The organism is Paenibacillus sp. EZ-K15 (assembly GCF_002573715.1).
Lineage (GTDB): Bacteria > Bacillota > Bacilli > Paenibacillales > Paenibacillaceae > Paenibacillus_AQ.
On record NZ_PDHM01000009.1, the window covers coordinates 192,464 to 210,032 of the forward strand.

Genomic DNA, 17,569 nt, shown 5'->3' on the forward strand with positions numbered 1-17,569 from the left:
AGGGAGCAGTGCGAGAGAACTTCTCGCCCTGCTTTTTTTGTTGTTGTCAGAGTTCAGGTGACGTGAGCTATATCATTATGTATTTTCAATGTCATTATTTACATAAGTTTTACGTAGGGATGACAAGCCATTAATACCCCCTTGTTATGCTGGAGCTGTTTGACAGTCTTGCTTCACACCCATCCAACATCATAAAGGAGAGAATACATGATTACTCATCTGTACAAAAGGCTATTATCCATGCTGTTATCCGCAGCGTTAGTGTTTGGATTATTTGCAGGAATCGGATCCTCATCCACTGTTGAAGCAGCAACGCAGGATCAGCCTAATATCTTACTTCAGCGCAATGCGGAGTGGAAGTATTTTGATCAGGGCCAAGATTTAACAACCGTATGGCGTTCCACCTACGATGATTCCTCATGGGAATCCGGATTCGCTCCTTTCGGTTATAAAGATAACGGAAGCGGCATAACAACCGCGGAGTTTGGTCCGCTTACCACCGAAGTAGACTACGGTGCGGATAAAAAGCTCAAGCACCGCACGACGTATTTCCGAACCAACCTTCAAGTCAGCAAGGACCAAATTGACGGTTACGGCCAGATTCTCGGCACGTTCGGCATTGATGACGGCGCCGTACTCTACGTCAATGGCCATGAAGTAAGACGCATGGGCATGCCGGAAGGCGAGATCACGTACGACATGAAGGCGACCTCGAGCAAGGACCTGCCCGTTATATATGGGGACGTGGACCTGACCGAGCCGCTGAAAACATATTTGCAGGACGGCAATAACGAAATTGCGGTCGAGATCCATCAGCAGAGCGACAGCAGCTCGGATCTATATTTCGATATGGAGCTTACCGCGTTAGCGCAGGCACCGGCACTGGATATTTCCAAGGTTACGGTAACCTTCCATGGAGACGCGACCAGCGCGAAAGGCTTTACCTGGTATACGCCGCTGGGCTCTTCCCAAAGCGATGTCCAGGTTGTGGAGAATCGCGGGGCCGCGCCGGACTTCAGTCAGGCGCTAGCATTTAGCGGTCATACTTCCGTCTCCTCGAATTCTCCGGGAGAGCATGTACATAAAGCGGAAGCGACAGGTTTAATAGCGAATACCTCCTATTATTTCAGAGTTGGGGACCAGAGCCTGAATGTGTGGAGCGAGGTTGGTACCTTTCAGACGGCACCTATCAGCGGCGCCTTCACGTTTATCGATCTGACGGATACGCAAGCGAAGGAAGAGGACGAGGCGATGCTGTCGGCAGCTACCTTGTCCAAAGCACTTGCCACTATTCCAGATGCTAAATTCGTTGTCCATAACGGAGATGTAGTGGAGAACGGCACATCGGAGCAGGAATGGAACTGGCTGCTGGGCCATTCACAATCTAGCCTTTTGAATACAACAATTGCCCCGTCCGCAGGGAATCACGAGAATAAGAACTACGCCTTCTACGAGCATTTTAATGTGAAGCAGCCAGGCAACGCTGCTACGATTACCGGCGCATACTACTCTTATGATTACAGCAATGCGCATTTCATCGTACTTAACTCCAATGAGAATTCGTCCGAGTACGCAAATTTCTCTGCAGAGCAAGTGGCGTGGATGAAGCAGGATGTGGAGCAAGCGAAGGCTGCCGGCGCAGACTGGATTATCGTCAATATCCATAAAGGGCCGTATACAACTTCGAATCACGCAACCGACAGCGACATCATTGGCGCGAACGGAGTAAGAAACAAAATTGCTCCACTGATGAACGAGCTGGGAATTGATATGGTGCTGCAGGGCCATGATCACATCTATGCGCGGACAAAGCCGATCAAGAGCGACGGAACCGCCGAGGATTTCACGAAAATTACCGAGACGCTTAATGGGCAGAACATCGAATATGCAGTTAAGCCGGATGGAACCATCTACATGATTCCTGCTACCGCAGGAGCTAAGGTTTATTTCAAGAACCAGAAGCCGGAGCTGGGTGATTCATATTTCAATTTGTTTGAGCGCGCCGAAGAGAACCACGCCCGCCAGTACGGAAATACAACCAGCCTTGCCAGAGGCCAGGTTCAGAACTTTGTCGGGTTTACGATCGACGGTGGCAAGCTGACAGCTGTGACGTATGAAATCGATCAGAATCAGAAGAACGGGCAGCCGTTTATCGTGGATCAGTTTGGAATCATGAAGGAGACGAAGCCGGATCCTGTTCAGGAAAAAGTGGGCAAAGTGACGGTTACGTTCCACGGCGATGCCAAAACATCCAAGGGTTTCACCTGGTATACATCCCAGCAGGTGACAGGCAGTGACCTTCAGATCGTGGAGAAGTCTGCTGTCGCTCCTGACTTTACGAATGGGATCACGTTCCAAGGACGTTCGGCTGCCTCTACTAATTCAGCAGCAGAACTTGTGCATAAAGCGGAAGCAACGAAGCTCAAGCCCAATACGTCCTACGATTTCCGCGTAGGGGATGCAGCGCTTGGGGTTTGGAGTGAGACGGGAACCTTCCGGACTGCACCGGAGAAAGGAGCGTTCACGTTCATTGATTTGGCCGATACGCAGGCGAAGGCAGAAGATGAAGCGGTGCTTTCATCCGAGACACTTGCCAAGGCGCTGGCTACCGTGCCGGAAGCGCAATTCGTCGTCCATAACGGCGATATTGTAGACAAGGGCGTCAAGGAAGAACAGTGGAATTGGCTGTTAGGTCATTCGCAGGAAAGCTTGCTCCATACGACGCTGGTGCCATCCGCGGGTAACCACGAGGATGAAAACTACGCTTTCATCGAACATTTCAATGTACAGCAGCCGGACAATTCGGCAACCGAGACCGGAGCGTACTACTCATACGATTACAGCAACGCGCATTTCGTTGTGTTGAATTCCAATGAGGACTCGGACGTGTACGATAATTTCTCTGTCGAGCAAGTGGAATGGCTCAAACAAGATGTACAGAAGGCTAAAAAAGCCGGAGCGGAGTGGGTGATCGTCAATATTCATAAGGGTCCGTACACCACGTCTAATCATGCCACGGACTCTGATATTATGGGTGCTAATGGCGTCCGGTCCAAGATTGCTCCGTTAATGGCAGAGCTCGGCATTGATTTTGTATTGCAGGGTCATGATCATATTTATGCCCGTACCAAACCGATCAAGGCTGACGGCAAAGCGGCAGAGCCGGAGAAGATTAAGGAGATGCTAAACGGCGAGAAGCTGGAATATTCGGTGAATCCGGACGGTACGATCTATTTGATTCCGGCAACCGCAGGACCGAAGGTTTATTATAAGAATCCAAGCGAAAAGCTTGGGGATGCTTACTACGGATTATTCGAACGCGCGGAAGAAAATCATGCGGCCAAATACGGCCCGGATCCGAGCGATAACCGGCGTCCGAAACGCAGCCAGGTACAAAATTTCGTCGGTATTACGATCGATGGAGGCAAGCTGACCGCGGTCAGCTATGAAATTGATCAGAACCTCAATGGTGCACAGCCAATTATCATTGATCAATTCGGCATCGTGAAGAAGGATGTTCAAACGCCGAATCCGGATCCAGGAACTCCAGGTCCGGGACCAGGTCCGGGAACACCGAATCCTGGTCCTGGCACATCCAATCCAGGATCAGAAAGCAACTCTGGTTCAGGCAATAATCCAGGTTCCGGTTCAGGAAGTGGCTCAGGATCAGGCTCGGAGAACGGTTCAGGTACCGGGAATGGAACGAACCCGGGTAACGGATCGGAAACAGGTTCTCAGCCTGGAAGCAGCCCTGGTACGGATTCGGGTAATGGGAATCCACCGGCGCTGAAGGATACTGCGGGGCACTGGGCCAAATCAGCCATCGATAAGGCCGTGGCAGCAGGCTTTGTCAACGGGTATGGAGATGGAACCTTCAGGCCAAATCAACAGGTTACGCGGGCTGAATTCATGGCTATGCTGGGCCGCGCGCTGTATCTGACCGAAGGCGGGACTAAGCTTACGTTTACGGACGCAGGCAAGATTCCTTCGTGGGCCAAGGATGCTGTAGCGCAAGGCGTGGCAGCAGGCATCATCAGCGGTTACAAGGATGGCTCCTTCGGTCCGCATAAGCCGCTGAACCGGGCCGAGCTGGTAGCGATGATCGTTCGCGCCAGCGGAATCAGTCCCGACTCGGTAGCGAAATTGACCTTTAAAGATACGAAGGAAATTCCGAAGTGGGCTGCGCCGTATATTGCGACTGCGGTTGATGCAGGACTTGTGGGCGGTGTGGGTAACAATCGCTTCGCACCACAGCAATTCGCAACACGGGCGGAAGCCGTGACGCTGATTATCGGACTTCTTGAATACGTGAACTGAATGAATTAGGAAGCCAATACGGGGGATTGTCCCGTATTGGCTTCTTTTTTGTGATTCCTACGTCACGGACAGCTTAAATTCCTGCCTGTTCAATAAAATTATATTTTACTAAAACTATTGAAATTTGAAATAAAATTTCAATATGATAGAGATAGAGATGAACATGTGTATACAGACCATCACGATCATCTACTCTAGCAGATCGATAGGAGGTGGGCGGCAGCCGATTTCGCTTGGAATTGGACTTCAGTTTGGATAGCAAGCATTCATACTAAAGGGAGTGAATTCGTGAATGATAACCAAAAGGCGTGTCTATCGAAGTAAGTCGATCCTATCCATGACGCTGGCGTTAGCCGTGATGTTCAGCTCGGCTGTTTCTGCTTGGGGCAATTCCATTGATGAGTACGCAAGTACCGGAGAGCCAGGGGCGATCGTTTTGGAAGATTTTGAATCGGTAACGAACTTGTCCGCATCCTCCGTAAGGGGAATGGCCCAGTTGGATGTAGTAGGAAGGCCGGAGCCAATCTATTACGGACATCACGCTGCAGCTCTAACTTATGATTTTGTGGGCAGCGAATCCGGCACCTCGGCGGCTTATCTCAACTTCAAAGATCCGGACGGTTCTACCGGCAGAAGCGTCCCCGGTTCACCGACTGCACTCGGTTTATGGGTTTACGGCGATGGCGGGAACCACTGGCTTCGGGCCCAGCTTCAGGATTCTTCCGGCGGCAAGCATGCCGTGGATTTAACCTCTACCTCCGGGTTTAGCTGGAAGGGCTGGAAATACGTCAAATTTAACGTCCCCTCTACCATCAAGGCTCCCCTCAAAGTGAATCAAATCTATATCACCGAATTAAAAGATACGAATAAAAACAAAGGTACCGTATACTTCGACAGGCTGTCCGCATTCTATACGGCTTCTCAGGTGTACGGGCTCGATATTGGCGGGCTGACGCCCATGGGCGTAGGAGAGACGGTGAAGCCCCAAGTATATGCAACCTATGAAGGATATACGGAACCTGCATTATTAACAACCGGCGTGAAACTCACCAGCAGTGACAACAACATCGCTACGGTCACGGGCGCTACATACGACACCATTGAAGCATTGGCGCCGGGAACGGTAACCATAACAGCTGAATACGGAGATGCACCGAAAGCTCAGTATGAGCTTCATATTACGCAGGATGTGCCAGCCCCTGGAGAATTGCTGTTATCCGGGCCGCTTCATATGGAGACCAGTCTTACGGGAAAAATGCGAACCAGTGTGGTTTACTCCGTATACGGAAACCAGACGGACCCTGTATGGCTGACTGAAGGAATTAGCTATGCAAGCGATCAACCGGGCGTTGTATCGGTAGATCAAGCCGGTCAGTTGACCGCAATTTCCGCGGGAACGGCAGACATTACAGCAATGTACCGCGGAATAACCGCACAGCATGCCATTACAGTGACGGACCCGGTTCCTGTTATGCAGAGCATCGAACTTCAAGGTCTTACAGCGGTTACGGTTGGAGACTCCTTCGAGACGGCGGTGTCCGCAACCTACTCCTGGATGGAGGAGCCGGTAATCATAACGGAAGGCGTTACGTTTACCAGCAGTCATCCGGATGTAGCCGCTGTCGATGATAAAGGAGTGGTATCCGGCTTGAAGATAGGTTCCGCTAGAGTAACAGCCACCTTCCAAGGAAAGACCAGCTCGCTCTACATCACGGTGAACAAAGCTTCTGAGCATCCGAAAGCCGAGATGAGAGCGGCCTGGATTGCAACCGTCGACAATATTGACTGGCCAGCCAAAGGAGTCACCGACCCGGATCAGCAGAAACAGCAGTTTATCAGCCTGCTTGACCAGCTGGAGGATGCGGGGATGAACGCGGTCATTATGCAGATCAAGCCGACGGCGGATGCATTCTACCCGTCCAATTACGGGCCATGGTCAGAATGGCTGACGGGAGTTCAGGGCAAAGATCCGGGGTACGATCCTCTGGCATTCCTGCTGGAGGAAGTCCATAAGCGGAACATGGAGTTTCATGCCTGGTTTAATCCATATCGCATCAGTCTTCAAGGAGACATTAACAAACTTGTAGCAGACCACCCGGCCAGGCAGCATCCGGAGTGGGTCGAAGAATATGGCGGCAAGCTGTATTTTAACCCAGGGATACCGGAAGCACAGCAATTTATTATCGATGGCATCATGGAGGTCGTTCGGAATTACGACATCGACGCCGTGCATTTTGACGATTACTTCTACCCGTATCCCGTAACCGGCGTGGATTTTCCGGATACGGACACCTTTAACCAGTACAAAGGCTCCTTTACGAACAAGGGGGACTGGAGAAGAAATAACGTCAATCAATTCATACAGAACGTGAACAAAGCCATCAAGGCAGAGAAGAGTTACGTGAAATTCGGCATCAGTCCGTTTGGTATCTGGAAAAATAAATCCAGCGATCCGACCGGCTCTGAAACCAGTGGTCTTGAGAGTTACAATGCCATCTATGCCGACTCGAAGAAATGGGTTGAAGAAGAGTGGATCGATTATATTACGCCACAGATTTATTGGAATATCGGTTATTCCGCTGCCGCTTACGATAAGCTGATCGATTGGTGGAGCGGGATCGTGTCCGGCAAGAATGTTCATCTATACAGCGGACAAGCCGTATATAAAATCGGGTCGAATGCCGATTGGTCCAACCCCGAAGAGATGCCGAACCAGATCCATTACAATCGCAACTTTGAGGAAGTCCGGGGCAGTATATACTTCAGCTCCAAATGGTTTAAGGATAATGCGCTCGGATTTACGGACAGACTGAAGAACGATCTGTATCGATATCCGGCATTGATCCCGGCGATGCCTTGGATCGATTCGGAGGCGCCGACTTCGCCCAAGAAGCCAAAGGCTGATCACGAGCAGGATGGTGTGCAGCTAAGCTGGAGGTCGATAGATGATGAGACGTATTATGCGGTCTATCGTTTTGATGGCCGAGACGCCGGCAGTGTTCAAGATCCGTCGCATTTGTTAGGGACTCTCCGAAAAACCGCCGGTACGACGCAGTCCTTTGTTGATCATACCGTCGTAAAGGGACAAACCTACACTTATGTTGTGACGGCCGTCGATCGTCTGCATAATGAGAGTGCCCCAAGCAAACCGGTCACGGTGAAAGTGAAACAAACCGGCAAGCCTGGAAAGCCACCGGTGAACCCACCGGGGAAACCAAGCAAACCGTGAGTTTACATGAGCGCGATAGGATATAATCCATACCGTTAACGGCTGATCCACTTCCTTAGCAAGATGTCGCTTCAGGGAACGGACGGCCCACTTCAAGAAAAAGGGACATCCCGGCTTATAGCCTTGGGATGTCCCTTTTGCGCTTGTTCCAATGGAGATGCTACGTGATACAATAGGTGCATTACGACCTGGAGTGTGGTGCATGTTCAAGAAATTAGGAATCGCATTGGTTTACGCCGCCATAGGTGGTCTTGTTTACTTTTATGGCGATGTCATATTGGTCTGGATTCGATCGACAGACAGTATCACGCTGATGATGTTCACGGCTGTCATCATGGCCTTGTTCCCAGTGATCCCTTATCCGGTGGTAGGAGGGGTAATCGGTGCCGCCCTGGGGCCGGTCATTGGCGGAATTGTCACTTGGGTCGGCTCCACCGCCGCTTCCATCCTTATGTTTATGTTCATCCGATACGGTTATCAGGAATGGGGCGACCGGGTGCTTTACCGTTATAACAGGCTGGGAAAAGTGACAACGATGTTCGAACGGAACGCCTTTTTGACCATCCTGTTTACCCGGTTAATCCCGTTTATTCCTTCCATTGTCATCAATGTGTACGCGGCTCTCAGCAAGGTAACGTTCGCATCATACAGCATCGCGTCCGCGTTAGGCAAAATCCCCGCCATGCTGCTGTTCTCGATGGTAGGCGATCATCTTATGACCGACCCTTCCCACATCATTATCACCATCGGCGTATATGGCGTATTTCTTGCGATAACCCTTATGGTTTACCGATTGTCGGGCTTTGGTCGTTCGGGAAGAACGGAGACCGAACGCTTATAGATGCTCAATTGACGAGGCGGGATCGCTCTGTTCTGCAGATGCGGAGGACCCGCTCTTTTTCTTTTGGAACCAAGCCCGAACAGCCTCGATCTCTTGCTGATCCATTCCGCTTAAACTTTCGTTGATCTCGCTGAATATCATCTTCACTTGCAGAGACAGAAGCCCTCTTCTTCGCTGTCTGCGGGTACCGCTGACCTCCATGGCGATAATCTGCGGCCGGCGTATATACCTGGTGGACATTGCAATGAAACGGCTGCGGATCGTTAGCTGTTTATCCGTTACATTAAGTCCGGAATCCCGGTGCGAGAGGAGTCCCCAAGCTAACGAGAGCGGAAGCAGCAGAAGCGATAACAAACCGAGCTTGTCAAAATACCAAATGCATGGGGCACTAACTACCGCGGCAAAAGCCAGCTTCCACCGCAGATACATCCATTTTGCGCGCGGCGGCGGCGAAGCGGTAATGGCCTGAGCGCTGAATTGAGGGGTAACCCGATTCAGCAGCGCTGGAATATCTCCGGTCTTCAGTAGAGGATGAAGCATGAAATGCTTGTCGGACTCGGACGTAAGCACATGAACCTTCACTTCAGCGTAACCGAACCAGCGCCGGAATACGCCTTCTTTAACGGTAATGGCCAGCACTCGTTCGGGAGAGAAGAGTAGTCTCTTTCTCTCCAGCAGACCGCAGCTGACCGAGATTTGTTTCCCGATTCGCTCGACGGTAAATCCCGCATATTTGATCGTGTAGAGCACGGCGGAGAGCAGCCAGGATACAATGAGCGCCACAGCGGCAATGCTGATCCAACTGCCGGGCAGCAGCTTCCCTGCCGATTGAAACAGCGATTGGTACATCCGATCCGGGAGCAGGTCATCGGCAAAAGATAAAATACCGCCCACAAAGGCTAAAGCCAGTGACAGGTTGGGTGAGGAGAGAGCAGCCATGAGCAGGCGTCCGGAGGATAGCTGCAGCAGCGTGCTGCGTTCCTCTTCTGCCGCGATTGGATCGCTTGCATTTTTTCTGCCAACGGCGCCCGAATCGGAATCCTCCAAAAGACCGATTCCGTATTCCATGTTCTGATTCAAAGTTTGAATGGATTCGTAATTCTCTCGGGTTTCCGAATGTTGAACAGATGGCCTCTCGCTCGGAGCGGGAAAGCTCTGATCGGATGGATCGGAACTTTCATGAGCTTGGTGGGCCTCCCGTTCCGTTTGTCTTGTTCGGGTTTGTTCGCGCAGCCAGCGCTGCAGCCGCTCGCCTTCGCTATTGGTGATGGCAGGCAGGATGCCGCCGCCTTCCGTTTTGCCCGGCGTTTCGATTCGGACCTGGGTAAGTCCCAGTATGCGCTGCAGCAAGGGCTGCTCCATATTCATGGAATGAATGCGGCCCGTATAGATGGACAATTCCTCACGGAACAGAACGCCGCGGCGAATGAGGATTTTGTCTTCTTCTAACGTGTAGACGAAGCGTTTCCACTTTAGATACCCGTACAGAAGCAGAAGCGAGACCAGGATGACGATGACGGCGGACAGCCAGTACCAGGGGATGTCGCGCAGCGATTTTCCGTTAAGGAATTTGATGGATACCAGAGCGGCGATCGGAATGAGTGATTTAACGCTGCTTACGAGCGGGAACAGGATGAACAGCCGGTGAAGTCTTGTCGGTTCATTCATCGTGATCCACCACTTTGGCCAGCTCGCCGATCTGTTTTTTCAATTCCTCTGCTTCTTCCAGCTTGAGCGCCTGAATGACATGAGTCGTTGCGGCGGTAACGACCTTTACCTTGGCTAAGCCATATTTACGAAGGAGCGGTCCCCGCTCCAGCTCGACATGCTGTACACGCGTCATCGGGACAAGGGTGTCACTGAGCCAGATCCAGCCGGAGCGAAGCTCCAATTCTTCCTCGCTTACCTTGAAGCCGAATTGTTTGTAGGTGAAAGAGGGTACGGCCCAGGTAAACCAGGCTCCGAGAACCAGAAGTCCGATGGTGATCCAGCCCGGTATCAGGGTCCACTCGAATATAACAGCAATGATTAGATAGGCTGCTGCAGCGAGTAGAATAACCCCATCCGTAATGAAACCCGTGATGCGAGAGATCGTTACGGAGTCCGGGTGACATCTGCGCATGGCGTCAAGCCGATTGTCCATATGTATGTTCCTCCTTGATGTTTAAGATTCGAGCAGTCCTTGCATTTATATGTATGTCTACGTTGCTCGGGAAGGATTCGTTTCATCTAGTCTCCCGTCTTGCTTGCCGTGCCTATCATTGTAGCATAACAGGTTAACGAGCAATTGAACCTGACCTAACGGTTGCATGAACACATGCCGAATCTGTTAAGCTTGAGTTAAGGAAGATTATGAAATGATCGAGAATGAAAGGATCGCGTGTAATGAAAATAGACCGGCTATTAGCCATAACCGTCCTGCTTCTGAACCGGGGAAGACTGAGTGCCAAGGAGTTGGCCGATCGGTTTGAAGTATCGAGCAAAACCATATATCGCGATATGGATACGCTATGCCAAGCCGGGATCCCGATTGTTGCCCACCAGGGAATATCCGGCGGATTTGAAATTATGGAGAATTATATGATCGACAAGTACTGGCTGTCCGCTGAGGAGATGAGTGCGCTGGTTGCAGCCGTCAAAGGGATGAGCAGCGCACTGGATGATCAACAGATGGGCATCCTGCTTGAGAAGGTAAAAGCGCTGCTGCATAGGGTAGAGCAGGGCCTTGGAGATGATTATCGTAGGGAACCTGTGGTCATGGACTTTCAGCCTTGGGGACAGCGTCAAGGACTGAAGCCCGCCGTGGGCTTGCTCAAAAAGGCTATTCAAGAAAAGCGCAGGGTCGAGATGGAGTATATCGATACGCAGGGGAATGCGGAGCGAAGAACCATTGAACCGGCATCTCTGATTTTGAAGGGCAATATTTGGTATGTACAAGCCTTTTGTCTGGAGCGGGAAGACCATCGCCTCTTCCGGTTGTCGCGTATGCAGGATATAACGATGCTGAGCGAGACATATGAGCCAAGGCCATGGCCCGGCAAGGAACGATTGGAATGGGATTCCTCTTGGTCGAGCGCGCTGGAGCAGGAGACTGTGCTGTTATTCGAAGCAGCCGCGCGTCAGCGGGTGGCGGATATTTTTCCGCCCGAACAAGTAACCGTCAACCCGGACGGCTCGTTACGCGTTCACTTGTTATACAAATTGGATGAGTGGTTTTACGGCATGATTCTAAGCTTTGGTGATCAGGTGCTGGTTGAGCAGCCGGGCAAAGCGGCCGAGGAAGTGAAGCGAAGAGCACAATTGATTATGCAGCGCTACGATAACCAGGACAGATAGATGTCCACGTTACCTCTTTAGAATAGAGATATATTCATTTTAAGGAGGATACATATGAGTGATAGCAATCAGAATCAGAGTGAACGATTTATAGAGGTTAGACCCGCCGTGTCCATTCAGGGTGTCGGCGTTCGAACGACGAATGAAGCGGAGGCGGGACCGCAAGGCAAGATACCGCAGTTATGGGACCGGTATTTCCAAAGCGGTTTGCAGACACAATTATCTGATAAGGATCAAGCCGTCTATGCGTTGTACACGGATTACGAAAGCGACGCATCCGGGGCGTACACCTTAATTATCGGCAACAGGATAGATGAAGACGTGGCTATTGCAGCTTCTTCGGAGGAGTTGCAGCAGGCGTCCGTCCCGGCAGCCAAGTACATGGTATTCCGGACAAGACGTGGCCCTTTGATGGAAATCGTTCCGCAGGTGTGGCATGAAATTTGGAGTTACTTCCAGCAACCAGCCGAAAAAAGGACGTATACCGGCGATTACGAACGCTATGATATGCAGCAGTTTGATCCCGCGAATACTGTGGTGGACGTTTATATCGCCATTGAATAGCGGTTAAGAATCGCAGACTGCTCCATTGCTTGGAGTGGAAACGACGATTCTTCGGTAAAACGACTCAATCCGGGAATACGCGATATTGGCCAATAATGAATGAGAGGGTGATCCTACAGTGGGATCGCCCTCTTTATTTCACTATCCGGAGACCGGCTTCTTGACCATCGTTATGAACGTAGTGCCGCCATAATCAAACGATGTTACTTCCGAGAAGCCCAGCTGGGTATACAAGCGAATGGCTCGTTCGTTGAATTTGGCAACGGTCAGCCGAAACGATTGGCGATTGTGAATTTCAGCGATGGACGCCAGCACGAAAGAGAGGAACTCTTTTCCCCGGCCTTGTCCGGTCGATTCCGGTTTCATGCCAAGTCCGAAATCCAGCAGATCCTCGTCATATACACCTAACGGGATCGCAATCGGAATTTGGGCAGATGAGCCTGTACAGCAAAAGCCGAACAGCTGCCCTTCCTCGTCCTGTATGGCGTAATACGAACACTCAAGGAGATCTTTTCGAAACTCCTCATCCGGCCCGCTGTTGTAGAAATCATAGGGAGGTTCATAGTTCCATTGCATAATTTGATCGGCGTACGCATCGGTCATGGCCGCGATACGAAGAGGCATTATTCTCATCCTTTGGTTTAAAAATAGTTTTCTTCCATAATCCTTTATTTCGATTTCGAAACGAAAAAACCTTCTCTTCCATGTTCATAGCTGGTTACAAGACCAAGCTACTATGGAAGAGAAGGCATCCATTCCGAAGGTCTAGCTTATTTGAACCCGGTTAGTGCCGATCCCGATTTCATGAAATACTTCTGTCCGAAGAAATAGATTAGGATCATAGGGATCGCCATGATGGTGGAAGCAGCCATGAGTTTCTCCCACTGCGCCCCGTGGTCCTGCTGAAAGCTTTGCAGGCCAACGGTGATGGTCCATTTGACCGAATCGTTCAGATAAATGAGCGGTCCCATGAAATCCACGTAAGACCATACAAAAGAAAATAAAGCGACGGTGGCCAGAGCCGGTTTCAGGATCGGCATGATGATCTGGACATAAACCCGCGGCTCTGAAGCACCGTCGATCTTCGCTGCCTCGGACAATTCGGTCGGTACGCCAAGTAGGAACTGCCGAAGCAAGAAGATGAAGAACGGTGCCCCGAAGAATGCGCCGATGGTCAGTGGCATCATCGTGTTGACCCAGCCCAGCTTGGTAAAGATAATGTACTGCGGAATCATCTGCACTTGAGCCGGCAGAATCATGGTCGCCACCACGATGGTAAAGATGATGTTCCGGCCCCTCCAGGGGATACGGGATATCGAGTAGGCCACCAGCGGCGCCGAGAAGAGCTGACCGATGATATTAATGATACAGATCATAAACGTGTTCATCATATAGCGTGTAAAAGGAATGGCTTGAAGGGCTTCTTTATAATTTGACCATTGGAACGTTTCAGGCAGGATACTCGGTGGAAACTTGAGTATTTCTTCCGGTGTCTTCAACGAGGTCATCACCAGCCATACAAATGGGAACAGGAAGATAACAGCGAATAGAAGAAGGACTACATGCGGTAAGATCACTCGCAACTTGACAGCCATGTTATTCACCTCCGTAATAGACCCAGCGGCCTGACGTTTTTAACAGGATGAACGTAATCAGCAATACGATAATAAACAGAATCCAGGCAAGCGCCGAGGCATATCCCATTTTCAGAAAAACAAAGGCTTCCTGATATAGATTGACCGCATAGAACAGCAGAGACTGCTCCGGGCCGCCCAGTGAGCCGCTTCCGTCCACCTTGCCTCCGGCCAGAATATAAGACTCCGTAAAAATTTGAAAGGCACCGATCAACCCCATGATGAGTTGAAAAAGAATGATGGGGGACAGCGCAGGAACCGTAATCTTCCAGAACCGGTACCACCAATTCGCTCCGTCGACCTGAGCAGCTTCATAATATTGTCTCGGCACGCCCTGGAGGGCGGCCAGAAAGATTAAAGCGCCCGCACCTGAGCCCCACAGGCTCATCAGGATAAGAGATGGTTTCGTATAACGGGGATCAAGCAGCCACGCCGGATCTGTTAAACCCAGGGTGCGAAGTGCCATGTTAACCAAACCGAAGTCGGGGTTCAGCATCCATGTCCACAATAGAGCGCTTGCAACGATCGGTATGACGGATGGAAGGTAGAAGATGGTGCGGTAATAATTGATCCCCTTTACTTTGAAATTGAGCATCACGGCAATCAGCAGAGAGACGGTTAGCGTGATCGGCACGGATATGAACGCCATGAAAAAGGTGTTACCGAGCGACTTATAGAAGCGGTCATCCGCAAAAATTTGCTCGTAATTCTGAAGCCCTACCCACTTGGGAGGGCTGAATAAATCGTATTCGGTCAGACTCAGGTAGAGCGAACCGAAGAACGGATAGACCGTAAAAGCCAGAAAGCCGATAATCCAAGGAGAGGCGAACGCCAGGCCAAGGTATACATAATGACGCTCCTTCCTGGACCAGCCTGATGCGTGTTTTCGTTGATTCGCTGTTGTGGAGACCTTCATCTTCGCGATTCTCCTTCCGCTTTAAGAGGTTGTTCAAAAAGTCCGCTTTTGATCACGAAGTGAATCAGGAAGCAGCTCGGCATCGAATCTTGAATTCAGCCGGGCCTTTCGGTGCTCACGTACCCAAAACGTACGCTCCGCTTCTAACGTCCCTAGCTTCATCCAACCTTCTCGGTGCTGAAAATCGACCTTTTTGAACACGCACTTTAAGTATTAGTATGCAGCTCCGCCCAATACGTCGCTGCATTGGACAGAGCCTGCTTAGCTCATCATTTCACCAGCGGCTGAATCTTTGCCTTTACCTTGTCCAAGCCTTCCTCCATGCTGACGGTACCTCGGAGAATAGCATCATATTGCGCGCTGAACTCCGTCATGTATTCGTTCGCGTAGGAGGAAGCCGGGAAGGACCTCAGGTTTTCGCTTCCCGAATAGTCGAGGAATTCCTTGAATCCGGGCACATCCTCATAGAGTGGATTGGAGAAAGCAGAGTTTCTCGTTGGGAGATTCCCAAGGGCGGCGGTAAATTCGGCCATTTGCTCCGGTTCGGTCATCCATTTAATGAATTTCCAGGAAGCGTCCGGGTTTTTGACGCCTTTCGGGATATAGAATACGCTGGTAGTCACATTTCCGGAGTTTTGAAGTTCCGGGTTGTTCTCATCATAAGGAATCGGGGCAATGCCATAATTCAGATCAGGCGAGTATTGTTTGATGAAGGTGGGCAGCCACTCTCCATCGATCGTCATCGCATACTTGCCCGAGAAGAACGGATTCTGTGCCGACATGTATTGGCCAAGCCCGGAAGAGAATCGATCCAGATTATCGGAACCGTATTGATCCCAGATCTCCTTCGAGAGCTTAATCGCCGATTGGATCCCGGGATGGTCCGGCGTCACCTGCTGCGCCGCTTCATCATAAAACGATCCGTTAAAGGCATAGCTGAACGTATACGCATCCATTCCGGGCCACAATCCGAGCCGCTGGAGGCGCCCGCCATCCTCGACGATGCTCAGCTTTTTGATATATTCTTTAAGCTCGCTTATCGTTTCCGGTGGAGCGTCATAACCAGCTTCCTGCAAAATATCCTTGTTGTAGAACAGCATGGATACATGCATGGCCGTCGGGATCGCATACGTCTTGCCTTCATGCTGGGAAGTGCTTAGGGCAGCCGGCACGAAGTCCTTAAGATCCAAGCCGTCCTTCGTTATATAATCATCCAGCGGCATCATGGCGCCGCGCAGCCCCCATGGCACGACATTTTGTCCGAATTGGGATGCGATCTCCGGAGGATTGCCCCCGGTGATTGCGGTAAGCTGTTTCTGATAATCGCTTTGGGATAGGCCTTTTACTTGAATGTCGGGATTGGCCGAGTTCCACTTGGCAATCAATCGTTCCAGCGCTTCCGCTTCCGGTCCGGTCCAGCCGTACCAGAAGTCGAGCGTTACGGCATCTTGGGCAGGCGGATTATCGGATGGCTTGTCACCAGCATCACTGCCCGATTGCGGCGGATTACCGCCAGAGCATCCTGTTACGATAGAGAACAATAGAATAAGACTCCATATCAAATGTTTCTTCTTCATTCCTCTTCCTCCCCTTGAGCAATCGTGTACAATCGTGTAATCGTAATACGAAGTTCTATCAATTCCCTCCCCAAAACAGTTGACTAAACAACCGGCCCTGATCCAGTTATTTGTAAGAATTATGGATATCGTAGCATGTAAAAAAATCATTTCATTTCACTATCGTGTTCAAAAATAGGATTATCGTATGGCATTGAACGTTCTATTTGATCGCTTGTTTACGAAAGTCGGTGGGGGAGATACCCGTGTATTTTTTGAAGATTCTGCAAAAATAAGAGAGTTCATTAAAACCGCTAGAGTAGCAAACATCCGTAACGGTTAACTCCGGCTGCTTCAGCATCATCATGGCCTGCAGAATCCTCAGGTCGGTGAGATACCGGTTGAATGTTTTGCCTGTCCATTCTTTGAAGAGGATGCAGAACGTGGACCTTGATAAATTTGATAGGGTGCATAGATCATTGAGATTCATATCTTCCTGGTAGTGGTTATGGATATGATCAACGACTCTTGTCATGATTCCCCGGTATTTCTCTGATTTCTCGAACCCTTCTTTGAGCAGTTCACCGTTGACCTGCCGTACCAGAATCGAGAGGAGGACAAGCAGCTTCGCTTTGAGCGAGATTTGAAAAAAAGGGGTTCGTCTCTCGTATTCAATCAGCATGTCCTTCAAGACATTTTGGACTGTTACGTCGGTAACGCTGTCCAGCGTTATTTTGGACTGGGCGTTCATTTCCTTGCGCAGAAAATATTCCAGAAACCCCACATCAAAAAAAGAATGATCTGTTGGCATTTCCTGAAATCTCTCGTTCACGAAGGCTGGCATAAATTCGCATCCGTAAATCTCGATATCCTCATCGGGTGAAATGCTGACACTGTGCAAGGTAAATGGAGGTATAACAAAAATATCGCCCTTGGAGATCTCGTACGCCTGTTGATAGACGGTGTGTTGGAATGCCCCTTTTGCCACATACCAAATCTGAAAATAATCATGACAATGCGTCCATAAGCTCTGTTGATAGGTCAATTTATACATTTTGCACGGAAGACCTTCCAACATTTCCATCTTTGAGTTAAAATAAACGACACCTGATCCCGTTAGTTCTTCAATATCAACCTGACTCCAATAAATACTCAATGTTTTACCCTCCCCTATTG

At 50.3% G+C, this 17,569-nt stretch carries 12 protein-coding genes; 5 read left to right on the forward strand and 7 right to left on the reverse strand.

What is annotated here, in order from left to right; all coding sequences use genetic code 11:
• Window positions 1–207: 207 nt before the first annotated feature.
• The 3 genes from CRG97_RS06795 (at window position 208) to CRG97_RS06805 (ending at window position 8,387) form a co-directional block, all read left to right on the forward strand.
• Window positions 208–4,317: an S-layer homology domain-containing protein gene (locus CRG97_RS06795; protein ID WP_098742349.1), complete on the forward strand. Its 4,110-nt coding sequence runs from the start codon at window positions 208–210 to the stop codon at window positions 4,315–4,317.
• A gap of 292 nt (window positions 4,318–4,609) precedes the next feature.
• Window positions 4,610–7,546 (forward strand): family 10 glycosylhydrolase, encoded by a 2,937-nt coding sequence (locus CRG97_RS06800; protein WP_098742350.1) that lies wholly within the window; start codon window positions 4,610–4,612, stop codon window positions 7,544–7,546.
• A gap of 202 nt (window positions 7,547–7,748) precedes the next feature.
• Window positions 7,749–8,387, forward strand: coding sequence for a TVP38/TMEM64 family protein (locus CRG97_RS06805; RefSeq protein ID WP_098742351.1), 639 nt, complete (start codon window positions 7,749–7,751; stop codon window positions 8,385–8,387).
• Here the strand turns inward: CRG97_RS06805 and CRG97_RS06810 are convergent.
• A complete protein-coding gene (locus CRG97_RS06810) occupies window positions 8,382–10,055 on the reverse strand; it encodes a PH domain-containing protein (protein ID WP_098742352.1) in 1,674 nt (557 codons plus the stop codon). The genes CRG97_RS06805 and CRG97_RS06810 overlap by 6 nt on opposite strands.
• On the reverse strand, window positions 10,048–10,530 hold the full coding sequence (locus CRG97_RS06815) for a PH domain-containing protein (RefSeq protein ID WP_098742353.1): 483 nt from the start codon (window positions 10,528–10,530) through the stop codon (window positions 10,048–10,050). Before CRG97_RS06815 ends, CRG97_RS06810 begins: the two co-directional genes overlap by 8 nt.
• A 242-nt stretch (window positions 10,531–10,772) precedes the next feature.
• Here CRG97_RS06815 and CRG97_RS06820 point away from each other — a divergent pair, with 242 nt between their 5' ends.
• Together CRG97_RS06820 and CRG97_RS06825 are read left to right on the forward strand one after the other, a co-directional pair.
• Complete coding sequence (locus tag CRG97_RS06820) at window positions 10,773–11,723, forward strand: helix-turn-helix transcriptional regulator (RefSeq protein WP_098742396.1); 951 nt, start codon at window positions 10,773–10,775, stop codon at window positions 11,721–11,723.
• 54 nt (window positions 11,724–11,777) lie between these two features.
• Window positions 11,778–12,287, forward strand: coding sequence for a GyrI-like domain-containing protein (locus tag CRG97_RS06825; RefSeq protein ID WP_098742354.1), 510 nt, complete (start codon window positions 11,778–11,780; stop codon window positions 12,285–12,287).
• A gap of 141 nt (window positions 12,288–12,428) precedes the next feature.
• On the opposite strand, the gene cpaA is transcribed toward CRG97_RS06825, so the two are convergent.
• The 5 genes from cpaA to CRG97_RS06850 all read right to left on the reverse strand — a co-directional run bounded on the left by cpaA (window position 12,429) and on the right by CRG97_RS06850 (window position 17,549).
• Complete coding sequence (cpaA, locus tag CRG97_RS06830; protein WP_098742355.1) at window positions 12,429–12,911, reverse strand: capreomycin N-acetyltransferase CpaA; 483 nt, start codon at window positions 12,909–12,911, stop codon at window positions 12,429–12,431.
• A 146-nt stretch (window positions 12,912–13,057) separates the two neighbouring features.
• Window positions 13,058–13,882, reverse strand: a complete 825-nt coding sequence (locus CRG97_RS06835) for a carbohydrate ABC transporter permease (RefSeq protein ID WP_098742356.1) — start codon at window positions 13,880–13,882, stop codon at window positions 13,058–13,060.
• Window position 13,883: 1 nt separating this feature from the next.
• Complete coding sequence (locus CRG97_RS06840; RefSeq protein ID WP_098742357.1) at window positions 13,884–14,837, reverse strand: carbohydrate ABC transporter permease; 954 nt, start codon at window positions 14,835–14,837, stop codon at window positions 13,884–13,886.
• A 269-nt stretch (window positions 14,838–15,106) separates the two neighbouring features.
• Complete coding sequence (locus tag CRG97_RS06845) at window positions 15,107–16,414, reverse strand: ABC transporter substrate-binding protein (protein ID WP_098742358.1); 1,308 nt, start codon at window positions 16,412–16,414, stop codon at window positions 15,107–15,109.
• A 202-nt stretch (window positions 16,415–16,616) separates the two neighbouring features.
• Window positions 16,617–17,549 (reverse strand): helix-turn-helix domain-containing protein, encoded by a 933-nt coding sequence (locus tag CRG97_RS06850; RefSeq protein ID WP_098742359.1) that lies wholly within the window; start codon window positions 17,547–17,549, stop codon window positions 16,617–16,619.
• Between the last annotated feature and the right edge of the window lie 20 nt (window positions 17,550–17,569).

Coding starts and splice junctions, on each gene's coding strand:
- CRG97_RS06795 (WP_098742349.1), top strand. CDS start 208: ATGATTACTCATCTGTACAAAAGGCTATTATCCATGCTGTTATCCGCA.
- CRG97_RS06800 (WP_098742350.1), top strand. CDS start 4,610: ATGATAACCAAAAGGCGTGTCTATCGAAGTAAGTCGATCCTATCCATG.
- CRG97_RS06805 (WP_098742351.1), top strand. CDS start 7,749: ATGTTCAAGAAATTAGGAATCGCATTGGTTTACGCCGCCATAGGTGGT.
- CRG97_RS06810 (WP_098742352.1), bottom strand. CDS start 10,055: ATGAATGAACCGACAAGACTTCACCGGCTGTTCATCCTGTTCCCGCTC.
- CRG97_RS06815 (WP_098742353.1), bottom strand. CDS start 10,530: ATGGACAATCGGCTTGACGCCATGCGCAGATGTCACCCGGACTCCGTA.
- CRG97_RS06820 (WP_098742396.1), top strand. CDS start 10,773: ATGAAAATAGACCGGCTATTAGCCATAACCGTCCTGCTTCTGAACCGG.
- CRG97_RS06825 (WP_098742354.1), top strand. CDS start 11,778: ATGAGTGATAGCAATCAGAATCAGAGTGAACGATTTATAGAGGTTAGA.
- cpaA (WP_098742355.1), bottom strand. CDS start 12,911: ATGCCTCTTCGTATCGCGGCCATGACCGATGCGTACGCCGATCAAATT.
- CRG97_RS06835 (WP_098742356.1), bottom strand. CDS start 13,882: ATGGCTGTCAAGTTGCGAGTGATCTTACCGCATGTAGTCCTTCTTCTA.
- CRG97_RS06840 (WP_098742357.1), bottom strand. CDS start 14,837: ATGAAGGTCTCCACAACAGCGAATCAACGAAAACACGCATCAGGCTGG.
- CRG97_RS06845 (WP_098742358.1), bottom strand. CDS start 16,414: ATGAAGAAGAAACATTTGATATGGAGTCTTATTCTATTGTTCTCTATC.